This window comes from Streptomyces europaeiscabiei (assembly GCF_036346855.1).
GTDB lineage: Bacteria > Actinomycetota > Actinomycetes > Streptomycetales > Streptomycetaceae > Streptomyces > Streptomyces europaeiscabiei.
Genome location: NZ_CP107841.1, coordinates 9,228,060 through 9,248,277 on the forward strand (window position 1 = coordinate 9,228,060; position 20,218 = coordinate 9,248,277).

A 20,218-nucleotide genomic window follows, 5' to 3' on the forward strand; every position below is an offset into this window, starting at 1 on the left:
GCCAGCTGCGGGGAGTTGACCGCCTTGCCTGTGGCGCTGGGGGCCAGGCGGCGGGCCCTCGGTTGCTCGCCGAAGAGTGGGGCCGGATGCGAAAAGCACCGGCACTGCCTCGAGCGAAACGCGTACGTGTGCTTCAGCGGCCCGCCGCGCCGCCGCGACCTCACGCTTCGCCATCAGCATGGCCCGGTCGCCCGCGCAGTGAGATCGCAGCGGCCCAGAGGCGGGACAGGTGATCGACGACTTCATTCTCGTCGAGCGGCTCCCTGAGCGAGTACATGACGTGGGCGACCTGCTCGACCATGGCGCCCAGGGCGATGGCGGTGAGCCGGGGATCGAGGCTCGGGTCCGCCAGCCCTGCCGCCTGCAGGCGCCGGAGGCCCTCCTCGCCACGGGCGACGTACAGCTCACGGACCTCCAGAACCATCTCGCGCATGCCTTCGTCCGAGTCAGCGCCCTGCTCGACCAGGCGCAGCACCTTGGAAGCTTCGGCCCAGGCACGAAGATACCGGCGGTTCGCCTCGACGATTCGCGTGTACGGGTCATCCGCCGTTGCCGACGAGACGAGGCTGGCGGCGAACATCTCGCCGGCAACGGCACGTACGAGGGTGCGCAGGAGGTCTTCCTTGGACTCGAAGTAGGTGTAGAACGTGCCGTAAGAGACGCCTGCGGCCTGGGCGACCGTCTCAGGGCTGAAGCCGGACAGCCCGCTCTGCTCCAGGATCTCCCGCCCTGCCGAGATCAGGGCATCACGTGTGCGCCTCCCCCGGGTCGTCGTCGGCATCGGCGGTGCAGGCTTCGTTCTGGATCGTCCCATACACCTATTCCATCAAACGGGAAGGGCGGTGAGTGGCGACAGGCAGCAGGTGACGCTCGGCCACGGCCGCAACCCGACCGGCTTCGGCTCGGTTCGCCGGGCCAGCACTGTGCGGTCGCACCCGGGGGCGACGCCGTGGCGTGAGCCTGGGCTCCACTCGGGCTGGTTCCAAAAGGCTCGGCTACGTGTGGCGCCAGGGCAGCCAGCCCGGCAGGTCGGAGGGAATCGTCTGCGGGAACTTTGGCTTGCGCCGCTCAAGGAACGACGCCACGCCTTCCGCCGCGTCACGGTTGGCGCCGATCTCGAACACGAGACGCGAGTCGACGCGCTGCATCGGATACGGCGACTCCTGGAACGCCAGTCGGTAGATCATCTGCCTGAGCACGGCCACGGAGACGGCGGCCGTGTTCTCCACAAGGCCTCGGGCGAGGCGGCGGGCCGCGTCGAGCACATCATCGGGTTCGTGGAGGCTGTGGACCAGACCTGCGGCCTGGGCTTCCGCCGCATCGAAGACACGTCCGCTGATCATCCAGTCCATGGCTGTCCCAAGTCCGACGAGCTTAGGCAGGAACCATGCCGAGGCGCCCTCGGGGTAGATTCCGCGCCGGCTGAAGACGAACCCGAAGCGGGCGTCGGTCGAGGCCAGTCGGTAGTCCGCGGGAAGGACGATGGTCGATCCACCGCCGACCGCGGCGCCGCGCACCGCGGCTATGACCGGCTTGTTCATCTCGTAGATGCGCAGGGCGCAGCGGCCGGCCGGCTCCTTCCAGTTCTCGTCGAACTCGGCTGGCAGGCCACTGGTGTCGAAACCGCCGCCGGAGAGGTCGGCACCGATGCAGAAGTTGCCGCCCGTGGCAGTGAAGATCACTACGCGCACGCCCGAATCGGCGTCGGCCAGATCGAAGGCTTCCACGAGCTCGTCAGCCAGTGCCGGGGTGTACGCGTTGCCTGTCTTGGGGTCGTCGAGCGCGATCGTCGCAACTCCGTCCGCCACCTCGTAGTGGATCAGGTTAAAGGTGGACACGCATCATTCCTTTCTGACAATTTTATCGAGTTCATGGAGTGAGACCTGTGCGAAGCGACTCTGCTGAGTCGGCAAGGCTGGTCGCTAGCGATGAGCATCGTGACTTCGGTCATCGTCCGCAGTACTTGACTATTTTGTCAATTCAACTAGCGTGATCACTGTCATCGCATCCGTTGCACGATGGGCCCGTATGCGCCGGGGCGCTCGAAGGGACAGAAACACCTGATGGACATCCAGTTCGACTTCAGCGGGAAGACCGTCGTGGTCTTCGGCGGCACGACCGGCATCAACCTCTCCATCGCGGAGGCGTTCGCCCAGCGTGGCGCCGACGTCGCGGTTTCCAGCCGCAAGCAGGACAACGTGGACGCCGCTGTGGTGCAGTTGGCCAAGCACGGTGGGAAGGTCCTCGGGTATGCCTCGGACGTGCGGAACATGGAGTCGGTCGCCCGCGTCTTCGAGGCGGTCCGCGCCGAGTGGGGGACGGTCGACGTGCTCGTCTCTGGCGCGGCCGGCAACTTCCTCGCCGAAGCGAACGGGCTGTCGTCCAATGGCTTCAAGGTGGTTGTAGACATCGACCTGAACGGCACGTTCCACGTGCTGCGCGCAGGGTATGAGCATCTCTCCCCGGGCGCGTCGGTTATCAGCCTCACCGCTCCTCAGGCGGTGATCCCCATGCGTTACCAGGCCCATGTATGTGCGGCCAAGGCCGGTGTGGACCAGCTGACACGGGTCCTCGCCCTGGAATGGGGAGCCAGGGGCATCCGGGTCAACGCCATCTCACCGGGCGCTATCGCGGGCACCGAGGGGTACACGCGACTGTCGCCGCCCGACGACCCCGGAGGGCAGCAGATCGCGCGAGATGTTCCGCTGGGCCGGCTGGGCACGAAGGACGACATCGCCTCGCTCGCGATGTTCCTGTCGTCCTCGGCGGCCTCGTACATCTCGGGCGCTGTCATTCCGTGTGACGGCGCGGGTGCCGTCGACGGCATCAAGCCCGTCATCGAGGCAGCCGGGGCACTTGTCGTCGGCTCGCAGGGGTGAGGCCGACATGAAGCTGCCCGTCCCGGGACCGGAGCTGCGCCGGATCGGCCGTATCGCTCTGGGAGACATCGTCCACCGTTCCGCCGAGAGGTGCGGCGACCGCGTCGCCGTGATCGACGGTGAGCGCACCCTCACCCATCGGGACCTCGACGCGCTGAGCTCGCGCTTCGCCCACCATCTGCTCAGCGTGCTGCCGCCTCGTACGACTGTGGCCACGCTGACAGGGAACTCGGCCGAGATGCTGGCTTGTCTCTTCGGCATCAGCAAGGCGGCCATGGTCTGGGTGCCCGTCAACGTGCAACTGACCGCCTCCAGCATCGAGTACATCCTCGAACATGCCGAGGTCGAATACGCGGTCGTCGACCAGGAACTGCTCGAGCGGCAGGATATCGCCGCCGTCCTCGACCGGCTCGGCATCACCGCGGTCGCGATCGGCCCTGGGAACGGGAAGCGGGTCGCCGGTTTCGCCGAGGTGACCGCAGGTCAGCCAGAGGATCTGCCCGACGTCGACATCGGCGGCGACGATCTCGCCCTGGTGATGTACACCAGTGGCACGACAGGGCATCCCAAAGGAGCGATGCACACGCATCTCTCCGTCTTCAGCACAGTGATGGCGAACATGGCCACCCACCTCATGCGCGAGGACGACATCCTGTCAGGCTGCCTGCCGCTGTTCCACTGTGCCCAGCACGCGATGACGACGTCCGTTCTGGCCGCGGGCGGTGCCGTAGCGCTCACCCGCGGGTTCACCCCCGACGCGGGCCTCGAACTCATAGAGCGCCGACGGGTGACCATATTTGGCGGACTGCCCATGATGTTCGCCGTCATGCTGCGGCACGAGCGGGCCCGCAGTGCGGACTTCTCGTCGGTCCGGCTGGCGCTGTACGCGATGGCCGCCATGCCCCGGCCGCTCATCGAGCAGATCTCGCGCGCCATGGACGCCGACGTGTGGCTGGTCACCGGCCAGACCGAGGCGTACCCGATCACGATGGCCTTCCGCGCCCTAGAGCATCCGCACCTTGACGCGAACTACTGGGGGATCTCGACGGCGCTGTGCGAGACGAAGATCATGGACGATCAGGGCCGCCTGCTCGGCCCGGGCCAACCGGGCGAGATCGTGCACCGGGGCCCGAACGTCATGGCCGGGTACCTGAAGGATCCCGACGCTACAGCGGCGGCCCAGCGGTTCGGCTGGCATCACACCGGGGACCTTGGCGTGATCGACGACAGCGGCCAGCTGCTTTTCTTGGACCGCACGAAGGACATGATCAAGTCCGGTGGGGAGAACGTCCCCAGCATCAAGGTCGAGTCAGTGCTTCTGGCACATCCGGAGGTCGCCAACGCCGCGGTGATCGGGGTGCCGCACGCGCACTGGGGCGAGGCGATCGTAGCCGTCGTCATCCTGCGTGACGAGGCGCGCTCGACCGCCGCTGACCTCATCGAACATGCCAGGGCGCATCTTGGCAGGTTCGAGTCCCCGAAGGAGATTGTGATCGTCGAGGATCTGCCGACCACGGCGACCGGAAAGACCCAGAAGGTGGAGCTGCGCAGGGCCTATCAGAACCTGTTCGACGCCTGAGGGCTCCGTTGTGAGAGCGGTGGCAAACCTGCGGTTCGGGAGGGGCTCATCGCGACCACACGGCGGAGCCGCGCATAAGCACACAGCCCCGCGTCCCTTACGCGCGTGCGGACTTCGCCGAGGCCGTTCAGGGCCTTTCTTCCCGACCGGGTCGGCTCCGAGTGGCACCGCCTGCCTCATACGGGCACGCGCCACGGGCAGGACCGCGGCACACATCCCGTCCCAGCGGAGGGCGCGCCCTCGTCAAGGAGAGGAAAGAAGGATTCGTGGATCACGATCAGGCTGCTGGAAGCGGGCGGACGATACGGGTCGGCAACTGCTCGGGCTTCTACGGAGACCGGCTGTCCGCGATGCGGGAGATGCTGGAAGCCGGCCCGCTCGACTATCTGACGGGCGACTACCTTGCCGAGCTGACCATGCTCATCCTCGGCAAGGACCGTCGCAAGGATCCCTCGCTGGGTTACGCGAGAACCTTCCTGCGCCAGCTCACCGACTGCCTTGCTCTCGCCCGCGAGAGGAGGGTGCGCATCGTGGTGAACGCTGGCGGGCTCAACCCGTCCGGTCTGGCCGCAGCGGTGCGAACTCTGGCCCGGGAGCAGTCCGTCGAAGTCAACGTGGCGCATGTCGAGGGTGATGACCTGCTTGACGCTGCCGAGGAGCGTGGTTGGAAGGGTGTGCTGACGGCCAACGCCTACCTCGGGGCATTCGGAATCGCCGAGGCTCTGCGGGCCGGCGCCGACATCGTCGTCACCGGACGGGTCACCGACGCCGCTCTGACGCTCGGCCCGGCGATTGCCGAATTCGGCTGGGGCCGTGAGGACTTCGACCTGCTCGCCGCCGGTGTCGCGACCGGGCATGTGCTCGAATGCGGCGCGCAGACAACGGGTGGGAACTATGCCGGCTTCACCGCCCTGGACACCTCGAGGCCGCTCGGTTTCCCGCTGGCCGAGATCTGCGAGGACGGCACCGCCGTCATCACCAAGCATCCCGGCAGCGGCGGTGCGGTGACGGTGGACACTGTCACCGCCCAGCTCGTCTACGAGGTCGGTGGCGCGCTGTATGCCAACCCGGACGTCACCGTCTGTCTCGACACCGTGGCGCTTGAGCAGGCGGGCGAGGACCGGGTGAAGGTCACAGGAGTGCGGGGGCAGGCTCCGCCGCCCGCGACGAAGGTCGCCCTCAACCGGCTCGGCGGATACCGCAACAGCGTCGAATTCGTACTCACGGGGCTCGAGATCGAGCAGAAGGCGGCCTGGGTACGCCGTCAGATGCAGCAGGCACTCGCGGTCCGGGCGCCCCAGCAGGTCACGTGGGATCTCGTCCGCACGGACAGGCCCGATGCCGCGACCCAGTCCGAGGCGTCCGCGCTGCTGCGCTGCCACGTCAAGGACCCGGACGCCGCCGTTGCCGGCCGCTCCTTCAGCAGCGCCGCCGTCGAGCTCGCTCTGGCTTCGTACCCGGGATTCCACGTCACCGCCCCACCCGGGCCCGCGACCCCGTACGGAGTCTTCGAAGCCGGGTACGTGCCGCAGGGAGATGTACCGCACACCGTGGTCCTGCACGACGGTCGCCGGATCGACGTACCCGCTCAATCGGTGACCGCGCCGATCACCGTCGAAGGGCCGCTGCACCATACCGACTGGGAAAGCGAGCAGACCGGCCCTCGGCCCACGGCGCCGGCGATTTGGGGGCCGATCACGCAAACGCCCCTGGGAAGGCTGCTGTTCGCGCGGTCCGGTGACAAGGGTGGCAGTGCGAACGTCGGCGTCTGGGTTCCTGCCGGGCATCCGAGGCGCGAGGACGTCTTCGCCTGGCTGACCGGCTGGCTCGATGCTGATGCGGTCAGGCGGCTGCTGCCGGAGGCTGCGGTCCTCGACGTCACGGTGCACCCTCTGCCGAACCTGTCGGCGGTCAACATCGTCATCGACGGCCTGCTCGGTGAAGGGGTCGCCTCCTGCACGCGCTTCGATCCCCAGGCCAAAGCGGTCGGAGAGTGGCTCCGCTCCCGCAACGCGCCGATCCCACAAGGGTTCTTGGCGTGAACCTCCTCCGTGAGCTGCTGACAGCCCTGGCCAGCGTACGTACCCCGGCCCACGCCGATGGGTGGCTGGCTGCACACCCGCACCACCCCGGTCCGCAGGGCGCAGACGACATGACTGGGCTCGACGAGCTGCTGGCCGTGCTTCGCGTGGAGGGAGACCGGCTGCGCGCCGCGGTTGCGCAGGCGTCCGAGGCACAGTGGCGTACGGCCACCGCAGCCCCGGGTTGGGACGTCGCCGCCCAGATCGCCCACCTTGCCTGGACCGAGGAGGCCGCACTGTGCGCCGTCCGCGCTTCCCGCGGCGACGGCGGAGACTGGGAGGCGCTCGTGCGCCGCGCACAGCGGTGCCCCGAACGGTTCGTCGATGATGAGGCCGTCAAGGCGGCCTCCCAGCCCACCCCAGCGATCATCAAGCGCTGGGACACCGCGCGCTGCAGGCTCCCCGAGGAACTGCGGAGCGCCACCGGAAAACTGCCATGGTTCGGTCCGCCGATGTCACCGGCCTCCATGGTGACCGCGCGCCTGATGGAGACCTGGGCCCACGGCCTGGACGTGTACCAGGCCCTGGGTGTCGAGCCCGACGTCACCGACTCCATTCGTCACATCTGCCACCATGGAGTACGCACCCGCGACGTTGCCTACCTCGTACACCGGCTCTCCCCGCCTGCCGAGGAGTTCCGGCTGGAGCTGACTGCTCCCAGCGGTGCGACCTGGGCATGGGGCCCGGTCGACTCCTCTCAGCGCATCACCGGACCGGCCTTCGACTTCGCACGCGTGGTCACTCAGCGCATCCACCGCGACGACACCGCGCTGAGAGCTGTCGGCTCGGACGCCGAAGTGTGGCTGGCGATCGCGCAAGCCTTCGCTGGCCCGCCTGGAGAGGGACGTCGCCCATCAGCGACGGCTCTGGGAAAGTCCGCGGCCACGCTCCAGGAGCGCTGATGCGCCCACACTCCACGACCTCAGACGCCGGATGTCCACGCCGTCACCCGCCACTCACCAGGACGAGACCATGAGGACCACGATCGACCCTGCCTCGGTGGCCTACGCCACCAACCGTGAAGCGATGCTGGAACGCGTCGCCGACCTCACCGAACAGCACGCCCGGGCGCTCGCCGGAGGCGGAGCCAAGAACGTCGAACGGCACCACCGCAGGGGGAAGCTCACTGCTCGCGAACGCATCGAGCTGCTCCTTGATCCGGACGCACCATTCCTCGAGCTGAGCACGCTGGCCGGCTGGGGATCGGACTTCGCCGTCGGTGGCTCGCTCGTCACCGGCATCGGCGCGGTAGAGGGCGTCGAATGCATGATCGTCGCCCACGATCCGACCGTGCGCGGCGGATCCAGCAATCCGGTCTCTTTGAAGAAGAGCTTCCGGGCCGCGCAGATCGCCGCGGAGAACCGGCTGCCGACGATCAACCTCGTCGAGTCCGGAGGCGCCGATCTGCCTACGCAGAAGGACATCTTCATTCCTGGCGGCCGGAGCTTCCGTAACCTCACCGAGGCCAGCGCGGACCGCCGCCCCACCATTGCGCTCGTCTTCGGGAACTCCACCGCCGGCGGAGCCTACGTGCCCGGCATGAGCGACTACGTCGTGATGGTCGCCGGCGGAGCGAAGGTCTTCCTCGGCGGGCCGCCGCTGGTGAAGATGGCCACCGGCGAGGAGTCCGACGACGAGTCGCTCGGCGGAGCCGAGATGCACGCCCGCACTTCCGGACTGGCGGACTACCTCGCCGCCGACGAGCACGACGCCATCCGGCTGGGGCGGCAGATCGTGCGACGCCTCAACTGGCGCAAGGCCGGACCCGCTCCCCGGATTGGCTACGCCGACCCGCTGTTCGACCCCGAAGAGCTGCTCGGGATCGTCCCGACCGACTTGAAGATCCCCTTCGATCCGCGTGAAGTGATCGCGCGGATGGTCGACGGCAGCGAGTTCGACGAGTTCAAGCCTCTGTACGGCACGAGCCTGGTCACCGGCTGGGCCCAGCTGCACGGCTACCCCATCGGAATCCTCGCCAACGCCCAGGGCGTGTTGTTCAGCAAGGAGGCGCAGAAGGCGGGCCAGTTCATACAGCTCGCCAACCAGACCGATACTCCGCTGCTGTTCCTGCACAACACCACCGGCTACATGGTCGGCAAGGAGTACGAGCAGGGCGGGATCATCAAGCACGGCGCCCAGATGATCAACGCCGTCTCCAACTCGCGGGTCCCGCACCTGTCGGTCGTCATGGGCGCGTCCTACGGCGCAGGCCACTACGGCATGAGCGGCCGCGCCTACGACCCTCGATTCATGTTCACCTGGGTCGGCGCGAAGTCCGCGGTCATGGGACCTGCGCAGCTCGCCGGTGTCGTCTCCATCGTCTCCCGCCAGGCTGCAGCAGCCAAGGGCCTGCCCTTCGACGAGCAGGCCGACGTCAAGATGCGGGCGGTGATCGAGGAGCAGATCGAAAGAGAGTCACTGGCCTACTTCACCTCCGGGATGCTCTACGACGACGGCGTCATCGACCCGCGCGACACCCGCACCATCCTCGGCATCTGCCTGTCCGCCATCCACTCCGCGCCGGTCGAGGGCGCTCAGGGCTACGGGGTGTTCCGCCTGTGACCCGCACATCAGCGGCACCCGCCGCACCCCATGTCGCCGAGGCGCCACTGCCCCGAGGAAGAGTTCTGATGATCCGCAAGGTCCTGGTCGCGAACCGAGGAGAGATCGCACGACGGGTGTTCCGTACATGCCGGGACCTCGGCATCGCGACGGTGGCTGTCCACTCCGACGCCGACGTCCACGCACCGTTCGTGCGCGAAGCCGACGTCGCCGTGCGGCTGCCCGGTAACGCACCCTCGGAGACCTACCTGCGTGGCGACTTGATCATCGCGGCCGCGCGGCTCGCCGGCGCGGACGCCGTCCACCCCGGCTACGGGTTCCTGTCCGAGAACGCGGACTTCGCCCGGGCCGTCGAGGCAGCCGGACTGGCCTGGATCGGTCCGACACCGGAATCGATCGAGGCCATGGGCAGCAAGATCCGCGCCAAGCAGATCATGGCCGAGGCCGGGGTTCCCATCCTCGACGTCGGCATCGAGGCTGTCACACACGCGATGCTGCCGCTGCTGGTCAAGGCATCCGCAGGCGGCGGCGGTCGGGGCATGCGCGTCGTTGAGTCGCTGGACCAGTTGGACGGCGAACTCGCCAAGGCCGAAGCGGAGGCCCGGTCCGCGTTCGGCGACGGCACCGTGTTCGTCGAGCCCTACCTGCCCATGGCCCGCCATGTCGAGGTTCAGGTGCTCAGCGACGCCCACGGCACCACGTGGATCGTGGGCGACCGTGACTGCTCCATCCAGCGCCGCCACCAGAAGGTCATCGAAGAAGCACCTGCCCCCAACCTGTCGGACACGGCCCGGGAGACGTTGCACAGCGCCGCTCGTGCGGCCGCGGAGGCCGTCGGCTACCGGGGAGCCGGCACGGTGGAGTTCCTCGTTGACGGCGATCGTGTCTTCTTCCTGGAGATGAACACCCGCCTCCAGGTCGAGCACGCGGTCACCGAATGCGTGACCGGCCTGGATCTGGTGGCCCACCAGATCGCAGTAGCGGAGGGCCGCCCGCTCCAGGGCCAGCCGCCCGCTCCCTCGGGCCACGCCATTGAGGTCCGCCTGTACGCCGAGGACCCGGCCGACGGCTTCGCCCCACAGACCGGCCGCATCCGGGCCTTCGACCTCGGCGGCACGGCCTTCGGCATCCCTCACGCCCCGGCCCTGCGCGTGGACTCCGGCGTAGAGGCCGGCAGTGAGGTCGGGATCCACTACGACGCCATGCTTGCCAAGGTCATCGCCTACGCCGCCGACCGCCCCTCGGCGATCCGCATGCTCGACGACGCGCTACGCCGCGGCAGGATCCACGGCGTCACCACCAACACCGACCTGCTACGTGCCGCTCTCAACGACGACGAGTTCACCGCCGGCCGGATGCATACCTCACTCCTCGACCAGCGCATCGACGACTGGACAGCAGGCGTCGGCGAACGCGCCGTGCACAAGGCGGCACTGGCCGCGGCAGTCTGCGAAGCGGCCCGGGCAGCCGCCTTCGCACCTGTACTGGCGCGCATCCCCGCTGCCTGGCGCAACGTGCCCAGCGGCCCCCGGGTGCGCACCTATCGGCGAGGCCGGACCGAATACGCGGTCACATACGCCTCTCAGGGACAGCGCCTCGTCTCCGACTACATCGAGAACGTCTCCGTGCTCGACGCCTGCGGCGATTACGTCTTGCTCCAGGACGGCGGTCTGCGCGAGACCTACCATGTGGCGGTCGGCGACGGCGTCGTCGATGTCAGCGGCCCGCACGGCGCGTTCGCTTTGGACGTCGTTCCCGTCTTCGTGGACCCAGCCGAAGCAGTGGCACACGGATCCCTGCTCGCCCCCATGCCGGCCACCGTCATCGCCGTGGCCGTCGAAGTCGGCGACCAGATCAACAAGGGCGACCCCGTCGTGCTGTTGGAGGCCATGAAGATGCAGCACACCGTTGCCGCGCCGGCCCCCGGCATCGTCACCGCGCTAGAAGTGAGCGTCGGACAGCAGGTCACGGCAAGTGCCGTGCTCGCGATCATTGAGGAGAAGGAAGCATGAACACATTCATGGAGGCGGACGAGCGTCGCGCGCTGCGCGCGGCGGTAAGCGACCTGGGCAAGAAATATGGCGCCTCGTACTTTTACGACACGGCCCGCGACGGTCGGAAGACCACGGAACTGTGGAACGAGGCGGCGGCCCTCGGCTACCTCGGGGTGTGCGTCCCGCAGGAGTACGGCGGAGGCGGAGGTGACATCGGTGACCTCGCCGCTGTTCTGGAAGAACTCGCCGCCGCAGGTTGCCCTCTGATGCTCCTGGTGGTCTCGCCCGCCATCGTCGGCACGATCATCGCCGAGTTCGGAACCGATGAACAGAAGCAGCACTGGCTGCCCGGCATCGCCGACGGAACCGCCAAGTACGCCTTCGGCATCACCGAACCGGACGCCGGGTCTAACTCGCACAACATCACCACGCACGCACGCCGCGACGGAACCGACTGGATCCTCAACGGCAGGAAGACCTTCATCAGCGGCGTCGACGAGGCCAGCCATGTGCTGATCGTCGGCCGCACCGAGGACAGGACGGGCAGGCTCAAGCCTGCCCTGTTCATGGTGCCGACCGACGCCGACGGGTTCACCCGGCACGAGATCAGCATGGGCCTGACCTCTCCGGAGAAGCAGTTCACCTTGTTCCTGGACGACGTCCGGCTGCCCGGAGACGCACTCGTCGGCAAGGAGAACGCCGGCCTCGAACAGCTCTTCGCCGGCCTGAACCCCGAGCGGATCATGGTGGCCTCCTCCGCCATCGGCACCGCCAGATGGGCGCTGGGCAGGGCTGTCGAGTACGCCCGCGAGCGAGAGGTGTGGGCCACCCCGATCGGGTCCCACCAAGCCATCGCGCACCCCCTCGCCAGGATCCACATCGAGATCGAGGCAGCACGACTGCTGACGCAGAAAGCCGCGGCGCTGCTCGCCTCCGGCGATCTGCTCGCCGCGGGTGAAGCGGCCAACATGGCCAAGTACGCCGCGGGCGAGGCCGCCTGCGCTGCTGTCGACCAGGCGATCCAGACCCACGGCGGCAACGGTCTGGCCGAAGAGTACGGACTGGTCCAAGCCCTCGCCACCTCCCGGCTGTCCCGCGTGGCGCCCGTAAGCCGGGAGATGGTGCTGAACTTCATCGCCCAGTCCTCCCTCGGCCTGCCCCGCTCCTACTGACCCGCCCGACACCGCGAATGGACACCATGCCCAGCGAACTCGTCCATCTGGAACTCTCCGACCACGTCGCCACCGTCACCCTCGACAGCCCGCACAACCGCAACGCCCTCAGCCGCGAACTTGTCCGGCAACTGGGCGAGCGGCTCTCAACGGCCGAAGCCGACCCCGATACACGAGTCGTCCTGTTGCGCTCCGCACACCCCGTCTTCTGCGCCGGCGCTGACCTCACGGAGGCCGCGTCCGGCACCGGGGCGGACGGGCCACGGCAGCTCGTCGCCCTGCAGGCCCAGATCGCGGGGATGGCCAAACCTGTGGTGGTCGAACTCCGCGGCCCCGTCAGAGCTGGAGGGCTCGGCATCGTCGGAGCCGCGGACATCGTCCTGGCGGCCGAAACCGTCACCTTCGCCCTCACCGAGGTCCGCCTTGGCCTCGCCCCCGCGGTCATTTCCCTCAGCCTGCTCGAACGCCTCTCGCCGCGCGCGGCCGCCGATGTCTTCCTCTCGGCCAGGACGTTCGGAGCGGCGGAAGCGGCCGACATGGGCTTGATCACACGGGCTGTACCGGATGCGGAAGTCGCCTCCGCCGTGGACGACACCCTCAACGCGATCGTGAAGGGGAACCTCCAGGGACTCTCGGAGACCAAACAACTCCTCAACTGCGACGTCTTGGAGCGAATCGAACGGGATGGTGAATACGCAGCCCGGCGATCCGCCGAACTGTTCGACAGCGAGGAGGCCCGCGCAGCGATGAAAGCGTTCCTGACCCGCACCCGGCCATAGCTGATTCCGTCGTTCGGTTTCCGTAGATCGGTCTGTGGAGACTCCGCAGACGCCGACGAGGACGGGGTACGCCCCACCGTTGCTGTCCTCTACCGGCTGCCCGGTGGAGGGCGTGCAGCGTGGACTCAGCACGGCCGTTACCCCGACAACCAGCACATGGCCGGGGCCCGCGCAATCCAAGGCATGCGCAAAACCACGCTCAGATCCACACCTCCCTCGTAGAACACGACTGCCTGCTCGCTGAGCACTGGGTAGATGCCGGGTACCTCACCGCCGCCCATATCCGCGCCGCCCGCGTCAGGCACGGCGTTGAACTGCACGGGCCGCTTGCTGGCGAACACATCGTCCCGGGGGACAAGGGGGCCGTCGGGCTGGATGCGTTCTCCGTCGCTGTGCGCGTCTTCTGGTTCTTGGATTCCCGCTGTTCGGATGCAGCCCATCCTGTCGTGTGAGGCTGTGCCCCTCATGCCGAAGGAGCGGCCGGGTTGGGTGTGCATCAGTGCGGCCGATCGTAATTCCTGAGGAGGAAGCCCCGCTTCGTCAACCGCCCTCGCCAGGAGGGAGCTCGGTCGCTGAGCCCGAGTTCAAGCCGTGCCGTCGACGCGCGGTACGAGACGAATCGCCTCACTCCTCCCGCTCCGGGGACGACATGAGCCCAACAAGAATGTGTGAGCCCCATGCGCAGCGCTGCCGCCTCCCCGGTGGTTCCTTCGACAGCCAGAGGAGCGCACCCCCCAACGCCTTGCTGAGGCGATGGTCTCCCAGGAGAGATGGATGATTCCATGAAGAGCCGACGGAGAGTGAGATGACATGACCGACACTCCACCCACCGCTACGACGCCCTTCGATCGCCCCCAAGGGCTCGATTCGCCACTCGTGCCGAAGATCATCAAACTGGCGTCCCGGCGCAATGTCGGCGTCTATCGCGCCACGGGCGGCCGGATCGGCGGCAAGTGGAGGATCGGGAGCGCCTTCCCCGCGGCGTGCCCGTCTGCCTCGTGACCACCAGAGGGCGCAAGAGTGGCTTGCCACGGACTCAGCCTCTGCCTTTTACGGACGATGGTGATCGTGTGGTTCTCGTGGCATCACAGGGCGGGCTGCGGAACAACCCCTTGTGGTATCGGAATCTTCAAGCAGATCCGCAGATCACCGTTCAGATCCGCAGCAACGTGCGTCGCATGCTCGCCCGCACAGCCGGGCCTGCCGAGCGCGCAGTGCTGTGGCCGCGACTTGTCGCTATGTACGCTGACTTCGACAAGTACCAGGCGTGGACGGCCTGGCAGATCCCGGTTGTCATCTGCGAGCCGGCCCCGTAGGCGACCCAAAGAGCGTTTCTCCTGTGCGTGACTTCGACGAAGAGGACGCTCGCGGCGGCTTGCGGTAAGGCGTCTCAGCTGGATGCTCTGCGATCGGGCCCGATGGACCGCCACCGCATCAACGTGCTGTTCGCGATGCTCCGCGACGGCACTTTCTACGAACCTCGCATCCCCGCAGCAGCCGTCGCATGACCAGCTCAGGCTCGACGAAGGACATAGAGGCCCCCCTCATCGCCGAGGACGAAGATGAACGACTCACCACGTCCGCCGCACCTTGCCTCCGCACTCGACGGGGGGCGGTTGCGGCGGCTGTTCTGGAAGGTCCGGGAGCCGGACGGGGGACCGACTGCCGGACGAGGAGGGAGCGCCCCGGGCAGGAGCCGCTTCCTGTGGTGCCTGGGCACTCGGCCCAGAGCAACGCCTCGACCGTGATGGGCAGTTTGTGCGCCCCTGCGGCCGGTCGCGTTGAAGACCGCGTTCGCGATGGCGGGCGCGACACCCATCAGCACGAGCTCGCCGAGGCCCTTGACCCCGGCGCGCATCTCGATTGCGGAGGTGTTGTCTGCTCGACGGTGATGATGGTCTCGGCCGCTTCGCATCCGGGGGCTGTCGCCTGGATGCGGATCTCGCCGACGGCGGTAGGCCGTACGATCGCCAGAACCCGTCCGTTGTAGGTGTGCCGTTCGGCCGCGTCGAACCGCTCTTGCGTCTGCGGGGCGGCGCTGCCCAGGGCGATCAGCTCGCCGGGGCCGGAGACCTCCACACGGACCGGTCGGTCGGCGCCGGTCCAGCAGGTCCCGTGTGGGTCGGTCAGGGTGAGGGTGACGAAGCAGAGTTCGCCGTGCGCCGCAGTAACAGTCGGCCGGTCCGCCTCTGCGGTCAGCGTCACCGGGCCCTGGGCCGAGGCAAGCCGGCAGCGGCCCGTCTCTTCTCCGTTCCGGTACGCGACGGCGCACAGCTCTCCGGGCTCGTACGGGAGGTCGAAGGCGGCGCGGAAGCGGTGTGCCGGGCCCGTCGGCGCGCGGCCCACCGGGCGGTCGTCGAGACAGAGTTCGACCTCGTCGGCGTCGCTGTAGACCTCGACGGTGACGGGCTTGCCTTCCCAGCCGGGCCAGGTCCAACTGGCGATGCTGTCGCTCCATGCCCAGGGGGTGCCAATGAAGGTCCTGCCGTGGGTCTCAGGGTTCTGGACGGCGATGTAGGGGGCAGTGCGCAGGCCGAAGACGATCTCGCGGTAGTAGGAGGCGGGGCGCCGGTGGCCGGTGATGTCGACGTCTCCGCAGCCCGCGAGGAGGTGGGGGAAAGGGGCACCCATGACGATCTGGGGGTTCTCGGGGGTCGCGTACTGGGGGCGGCCGATGCCGACCTCGCCGAGGTAGTCCCAGCCGGTCCAGGTGAAGTCGCCGATGACGTGGCTGTACTGCTCCACCAGCTGCCAGGTGCGGTCGATGCGGGTGGGGAAGGTCTCGGTGCCCAGGATGATCCGGTTCGGGAAGAGCTCCCGGTCGAGGGCGTAGCGGCTATCGGCGTAGTTCATGCCGGCGACATCAAGGACGCTGAAGGACTCGGCCGTGCGCTGGGTGACCACGTCGGAGGCGCTGATGTCGTTCGTCGTGTCGGACATCTCTGCCATCAGGGTGTTGATGCCCGCGCCGCTCTCGGCTTCCTCCTCTTTCTCCATCTCGTGCAGAGCGGCGGCATCGGATAGGGCGGCAAAATGGCAGTTGATGGCGTTGGTGACGTAGCGGCTGCTGTCGAGGGAGCGGATCTTCTCGGCGAGCTTGCGGCCCCAGGCGGCGCCGACCGCGGATCCGGTCTCGGGGATCTCGTTGCCGATCGAATACATGATGACGCTGGGGTGGTTGTAGTCCTTCGCGACCATCGCCTCCACGTCGCGCTCCCACCACTCGGGAAAGTGCAGGCTGTAGTCGAATCCGCTCTTGGCGGACGTCCACACGTCGAAGGTCTCGTCGACCACAAGCATGCCGTGCCGGTCACAAGCGTCGAGCATGGCCTTGCTCATCGGGTGGTGGGACATGCGGACGGCGTTGAAGCCGGCGTCCTTGAGGATCTGCACCCGCCGTTCCTCGGCGCGGGCGTAGGTGGCCGCGCCGAGGGGGCCGTTGTCGTGGTGGATGCACGTCCCTCGCAGCTTGACGCTGCGGCCGTTGATACGCAGTCCCCGGTCGGGGTCGAGCTTCAGCGAGCGGATGCCGAAGTGAACGCTGTCGCTGTCCAGCGGTTGGCCGGCGTCGCTCAGGGTGAGACGACAGCTGTACAGATGGGGGCTGTCCACGTCCCACAGCCGGGCCTCATGCAGGTACACGCGTGAGCGGACGGTGGCGTACTCGCCGGGCAGCACGGTGACCTTGGTGACGTCGTCCGCCACCGCGTTCCCCGAGGAATCGAGGACACTCACGGCGAGGTCGAGTGTGCGCAGGGCGATGGAGTCGTTGCGCAGTCGGGTCGCGACCTCAACCACCGCCTGCTCGCCTTCCACGTCCAACGTGGTCACACGGACTCCGTCCGGGGCGATGCGCACGATGTCACCGGTGAGCATCCAGACGTCGCGGTAGATGCCTGCCCCGGTGTACCAGCGGGAGTCCTGGTGGGCGCGTGCCTCCACGCGGATCTCGTTGTCCTGGCCGTACCGAAGATAGGGGTCGGCGTCGACGGTGAAGTGGGAGTAGCCGTAGGGACGCTGGCCGGCGAAGTCGCCGTTGATGTGCACGGTGGCGTCGCGGTAGACACCCTCAAACTGGAAAAGGATCCGCTTGCCGCGCAGCTCCTCCGGCACGAAGAACGCTTTGCGGTACTCGAAGACACCGCCCCGGAAGTAGGCGCCCGCGCCGGACTCGATCGTCAGTGCACCGTCCGGAGGAACGCGATCCTGACCGATCATCGCGTCGTGCGGCAGCGTGACGGTATGGAACGGGGCGACGGGGCCGCTCATTTCCGCGAAGGGGTTCACCTTGCGCCGGGTCTGCCAGTCGTCGTTGAAGGAGGTGCGGATCAATGTGGGTCCTCTTCGCCGAATACCAGGGGTGGAGCCGTGGGGCCTGAAGACGCAGCGCCGGGCCCGTGCCAACGGGCTCACGCCACGGAACGTTACTTATATCGCGTACTTAAACGTGTAGGTGAACGTGGGCGTAGGCTAGTCCGCGGTCCTGAATCTTGACAAGAGGCTTATCGGAGGGTGGCTGCATGACCGGGACATCCAGCGGCAGGCGGGTGATCAGCCGGGATGCCGCGCCGAAGGCCGGGGTCTCCCGCCCCACGGGGAGCCACGTACTCAATAACGTCCCGCACCAGAAGATCCCCGAGGTGACGCGCCGCAGGGTGTGTGGCGCGGCCGACCAGTCCGGAGCCGACCGCGAACCAGGCACGCCGGGCCGGTCTGCCGACCACTCACATGAACAGCAGGCCGGCGACGAAGCCGATCGGCAGTCCGATCAGGGCGAGCTGGGAGAACTGTGCGACCTCGCCCTTGGCCAGAGCGGTCCACAGGAATGTGCCAACTGACCGAGGTTGTTCGCGCCGAGGTTCCAGGTGGCGTAGTGCAAGCCCGTTGCCAGCAGGGCGCACGCGGTCGGCGTCCGGAAGAGATCGCGGATGCGGCTGAATTCGATGGTCTCGGAGCGGGCTGTCGCATGCCTGTCGGCGGCCCTGTGGGCAGCCACTCATTCGACCGACTCGCTGAGGGTGAGGCGCAACAGCAGTACGACGACCGCGACGACCAGCAGTTGGGCGAACAGGATCCGGCCAGCCTACTCGTTTCACTGACGCGTGCCAGTCCGGTGATCTGGCGGGTAAGCTAACCGCGGCCGGGGCTTTGACGTGAGGTGCGACTGAGGCGGCGGGTGACCGTGGTGTCCGAGGGCAGGCTGGTGACCAGCGCGGATGTGGCGAGGGAAGCTGGAGTCTCCCGCGCGACGGTGAGTTACGTCCTTAACGAGGTTCCCCATCAGAAGATCCTCGAAGCCACACGGCAGCGGGTGCGGGAAGCCGCCGCCCGGCTCGGCTACGCACCCTCGGCCGCGGCGCGGGCCCTGCGCACGGGGCGCTCGGAGATTGTGCTCGGCCTGCTGCCGGACTGGCCGATCGAACATGTGCTCGGACGACTTATCCAGCAGCTGACCAACGCCTTCGCCGTGAACGGGCTGACCTTCGTGGTGCACTCGTCGGCTCCCCCCGCGCGCCCGCTGCGGGAAATCTGGAAGGCCATGACCCCTGCGGCGGTGTTGTCTCTCCAGGAGTTCGACGACGGGGAAGGCGAGGCGATGCGGGCGGCGGGTATCGAGGTGGTCATGGCGATGCACGGATTGACACGCGGTGAACCCCAGCCACCTCTGGTGTCCGAGCAACCCATTGGCGTATTGCAGGCACGGCACATCGTCGGAACCCACCGCCGCCTCGGCTACGCCTACCCCGATCTGCCGGGACTCGACGTCCTGGCCCAGCCGCGCTTGGACGGCGTCCGCAAGGTATGCGCCGAACTGGACATGCCTGAGCCGGATGTCCGGACGGTCCCTCTCGATGCGCAGGGCGCCGCCGAAGCGGTGAAGGCGTGGCTTGCCGCCGACCCACCGGTCACGGGGATCTGCGCGTTCAACGACAACGTCGCCCTCGCTGTGCTGGCTGGCTTGAGCCACCTTGGATTGCGTGCTCCGAAGGATCTGGCCGTGATGGGCGTCGACGACATCCCGGGCGCGTCGCTGGCACAGCCACCGCTCACCACGGTCGTCCGCGACACCGACGCCATCGCGCGGGGCCTGGCCCGCCGCGTCATCGATACGCTGGCCGGAAAGGAGATCCCCGCCGAGCCCCTTCGGGACGAACTCTTGATCAGAGTCCGCGCATCCGTCTGACCGGTGCGCGGGTGCCTTCGGGCAGCCGATGATCACGCCTCTGCTACAAAGGGCACTCGCGCTTTCGTGCCAGGGCCGTGTCGAGGGGGGATGCTGTCACTCCGGCCGCAGCATGCCAGTCGGGCATCTGGGGAGTCTGTCCATGATGCAGGGCTGATTCATAGTTCTGGTGATCATGTGGTGTTGCGGGTCAGGGCGGTCCGATCAAGTCCAGCGGGCGGGTGAAGAGCCTGCAGGAGAGCTCGCACAGGTCGGCGGCACTGCTGTGGTGCCCAGCGGTGCGTAGGGTGCTGATCGCGAAGCTGCGCAGGGTAGCCATGTTCTCCGGTCCTTGCCTGGTGCGGATCTTCGAGGCGTCCTCGCGGAACGTGGAGTCTTACGTAGTGCACGGCCTCGATGCCCCATTGCGCGCGGGCGAGTTGGTCGATGGCCTGGGGAGATGCCGCACGCGCCGTCAGGTCCGTGATGGCGTAGACGGTCTCACTGGTGATTTTGCCGGTCTTGAGGCTGGTGCGATGCCGGTGGATGCGTGGAATTGGTACGCGCCCGGCCTCGCGTCCTTGAGCAGCCTCGCTCCCCGGCCGCAGCCAGGATGCCGTCCAGCACCTGGCGCCCCGTATCGGCTCCGACCAGACGGTCACGGAACTCCGAGAGCACCGAGTAGTCGACCCCGGGGGCCGTCAGCTCCAGTCCGAGGGCGTACTTGACGTCGATCCTGGCCTGCACCGCCTCGGCCGCCTGCCGGTCGGTGAGCCCCTCCACAAACTACAACAGCAGTACCAACGCCAGCCGCCCCGGCGACCACGCGGGTTGGCCCGCGTCGCGAACAGCCCGCCGAACTCCTCGTCCCGGAAGAGAACCCCCAGCTCATCACGGATTCGGATGGCTCAGCTCCCCTTCGGGAAGGCCGCCCGCGCCACCCGCACCGTCTCCACCGGGATCTCCCCCGGCTCCCGAGGTCTCATAGACATGGACGCCCGCCCCATAC

Annotated in this window: 16 protein-coding genes and 1 pseudogene; 12 read left to right on the forward strand and 5 right to left on the reverse strand. The window is 67.8% G+C overall.

Annotation, left to right across the window (positions count from 1 at the left end):
* Positions 1–160 precede the first annotated feature (160 nt).
* Positions 161–781 (reverse strand): TetR/AcrR family transcriptional regulator, encoded by a 621-nt coding sequence (locus OG858_RS40150; protein WP_327725556.1) that lies wholly within the window; start codon positions 779–781, stop codon positions 161–163.
* A 214-nt stretch (positions 782–995) separates the two neighbouring features.
* Positions 996–1,838, reverse strand: coding sequence for an enoyl-CoA hydratase-related protein (locus OG858_RS40155; protein WP_327725557.1), 843 nt, complete (start codon positions 1,836–1,838; stop codon positions 996–998).
* 225 nt (positions 1,839–2,063) lie between these two features.
* Here OG858_RS40155 and OG858_RS40160 point away from each other — a divergent pair, with 225 nt between their 5' ends.
* The 10 genes from OG858_RS40160 to OG858_RS48345 all read left to right on the forward strand — a co-directional run bounded on the left by OG858_RS40160 (position 2,064) and on the right by OG858_RS48345 (position 14,362).
* Positions 2,064–2,879 (forward strand): SDR family oxidoreductase, encoded by an 816-nt coding sequence (locus OG858_RS40160; RefSeq protein WP_327725558.1) that lies wholly within the window; start codon positions 2,064–2,066, stop codon positions 2,877–2,879.
* A 7-nt stretch (positions 2,880–2,886) separates the two neighbouring features.
* Positions 2,887–4,458 (forward strand): class I adenylate-forming enzyme family protein, encoded by a 1,572-nt coding sequence (locus tag OG858_RS40165; protein ID WP_327725559.1) that lies wholly within the window; start codon positions 2,887–2,889, stop codon positions 4,456–4,458.
* A gap of 350 nt (positions 4,459–4,808) precedes the next feature.
* A complete protein-coding gene (locus OG858_RS40170) occupies positions 4,809–6,500 on the forward strand; it encodes an acyclic terpene utilization AtuA family protein (protein WP_406202023.1) in 1,692 nt (563 codons plus the stop codon).
* 110 nt (positions 6,501–6,610) lie between these two features.
* On the forward strand, positions 6,611–7,441 hold the full coding sequence (locus tag OG858_RS40175; RefSeq protein ID WP_327725561.1) for a TIGR03084 family metal-binding protein: 831 nt from the start codon (positions 6,611–6,613) through the stop codon (positions 7,439–7,441).
* A 70-nt stretch (positions 7,442–7,511) separates the two neighbouring features.
* A complete protein-coding gene (locus OG858_RS40180; protein ID WP_328543936.1) occupies positions 7,512–9,101 on the forward strand; it encodes an acyl-CoA carboxylase subunit beta in 1,590 nt (529 codons plus the stop codon).
* A 68-nt stretch (positions 9,102–9,169) separates the two neighbouring features.
* Positions 9,170–11,113, forward strand: a complete 1,944-nt coding sequence (locus tag OG858_RS40185) for an acetyl/propionyl/methylcrotonyl-CoA carboxylase subunit alpha (protein ID WP_327725563.1) — start codon at positions 9,170–9,172, stop codon at positions 11,111–11,113.
* Positions 11,110–12,267 carry an acyl-CoA dehydrogenase family protein gene (locus tag OG858_RS40190; RefSeq protein ID WP_327725564.1) on the forward strand — a complete coding sequence of 386 codons (1,158 nt, stop codon included), beginning with the start codon at positions 11,110–11,112 and terminating at the stop codon, positions 12,265–12,267. Before OG858_RS40185 ends, OG858_RS40190 begins: the two co-directional genes overlap by 4 nt.
* 26 nt (positions 12,268–12,293) lie before the next feature.
* Positions 12,294–13,046, forward strand: coding sequence for an enoyl-CoA hydratase-related protein (locus OG858_RS40195; RefSeq protein WP_327725565.1), 753 nt, complete (start codon positions 12,294–12,296; stop codon positions 13,044–13,046).
* An 810-nt stretch (positions 13,047–13,856) separates the two neighbouring features.
* Complete coding sequence (locus OG858_RS40200; RefSeq protein ID WP_327725566.1) at positions 13,857–14,048, forward strand: hypothetical protein; 192 nt, start codon at positions 13,857–13,859, stop codon at positions 14,046–14,048.
* The gene (locus tag OG858_RS48345; RefSeq protein WP_406200553.1) at positions 14,045–14,362 is read left to right on the forward strand and encodes a nitroreductase/quinone reductase family protein; all 318 of its coding nucleotides are present in this window, start codon (positions 14,045–14,047) and stop codon (positions 14,360–14,362) included. The genes OG858_RS40200 and OG858_RS48345 overlap by 4 nt, the downstream gene beginning before the upstream one ends.
* A 502-nt stretch (positions 14,363–14,864) precedes the next feature.
* Here the strand turns inward: OG858_RS48345 and OG858_RS40205 are convergent.
* Complete coding sequence (locus tag OG858_RS40205; protein WP_327725567.1) at positions 14,865–17,378, reverse strand: glycoside hydrolase family 2 TIM barrel-domain containing protein; 2,514 nt, start codon at positions 17,376–17,378, stop codon at positions 14,865–14,867.
* Between the two features lie 188 nt (positions 17,379–17,566).
* Here OG858_RS40205 and OG858_RS40210 point away from each other — a divergent pair, with 188 nt between their 5' ends.
* On the forward strand, positions 17,567–17,884 hold the full coding sequence (locus OG858_RS40210; RefSeq protein WP_327747937.1) for a helix-turn-helix domain-containing protein: 318 nt from the start codon (positions 17,567–17,569) through the stop codon (positions 17,882–17,884).
* 338 nt (positions 17,885–18,222) lie between these two features.
* Positions 18,223–19,230 (forward strand): LacI family DNA-binding transcriptional regulator, encoded by a 1,008-nt coding sequence (locus OG858_RS40215; protein ID WP_327725569.1) that lies wholly within the window; start codon positions 18,223–18,225, stop codon positions 19,228–19,230.
* Positions 19,231–19,420: 190 nt separating this feature from the next.
* On the opposite strand, the gene OG858_RS40220 is transcribed toward OG858_RS40215, so the two are convergent.
* Complete coding sequence (locus OG858_RS40220) at positions 19,421–19,549, reverse strand: hypothetical protein (protein ID WP_327725570.1); 129 nt, start codon at positions 19,547–19,549, stop codon at positions 19,421–19,423.
* A gap of 199 nt (positions 19,550–19,748) precedes the next feature.
* Positions 19,749–20,201, reverse strand: a pseudogene (locus OG858_RS40225) (transposase); the annotation flags it as partial.
* Positions 20,202–20,218: the final 17 nt, after the last annotated feature.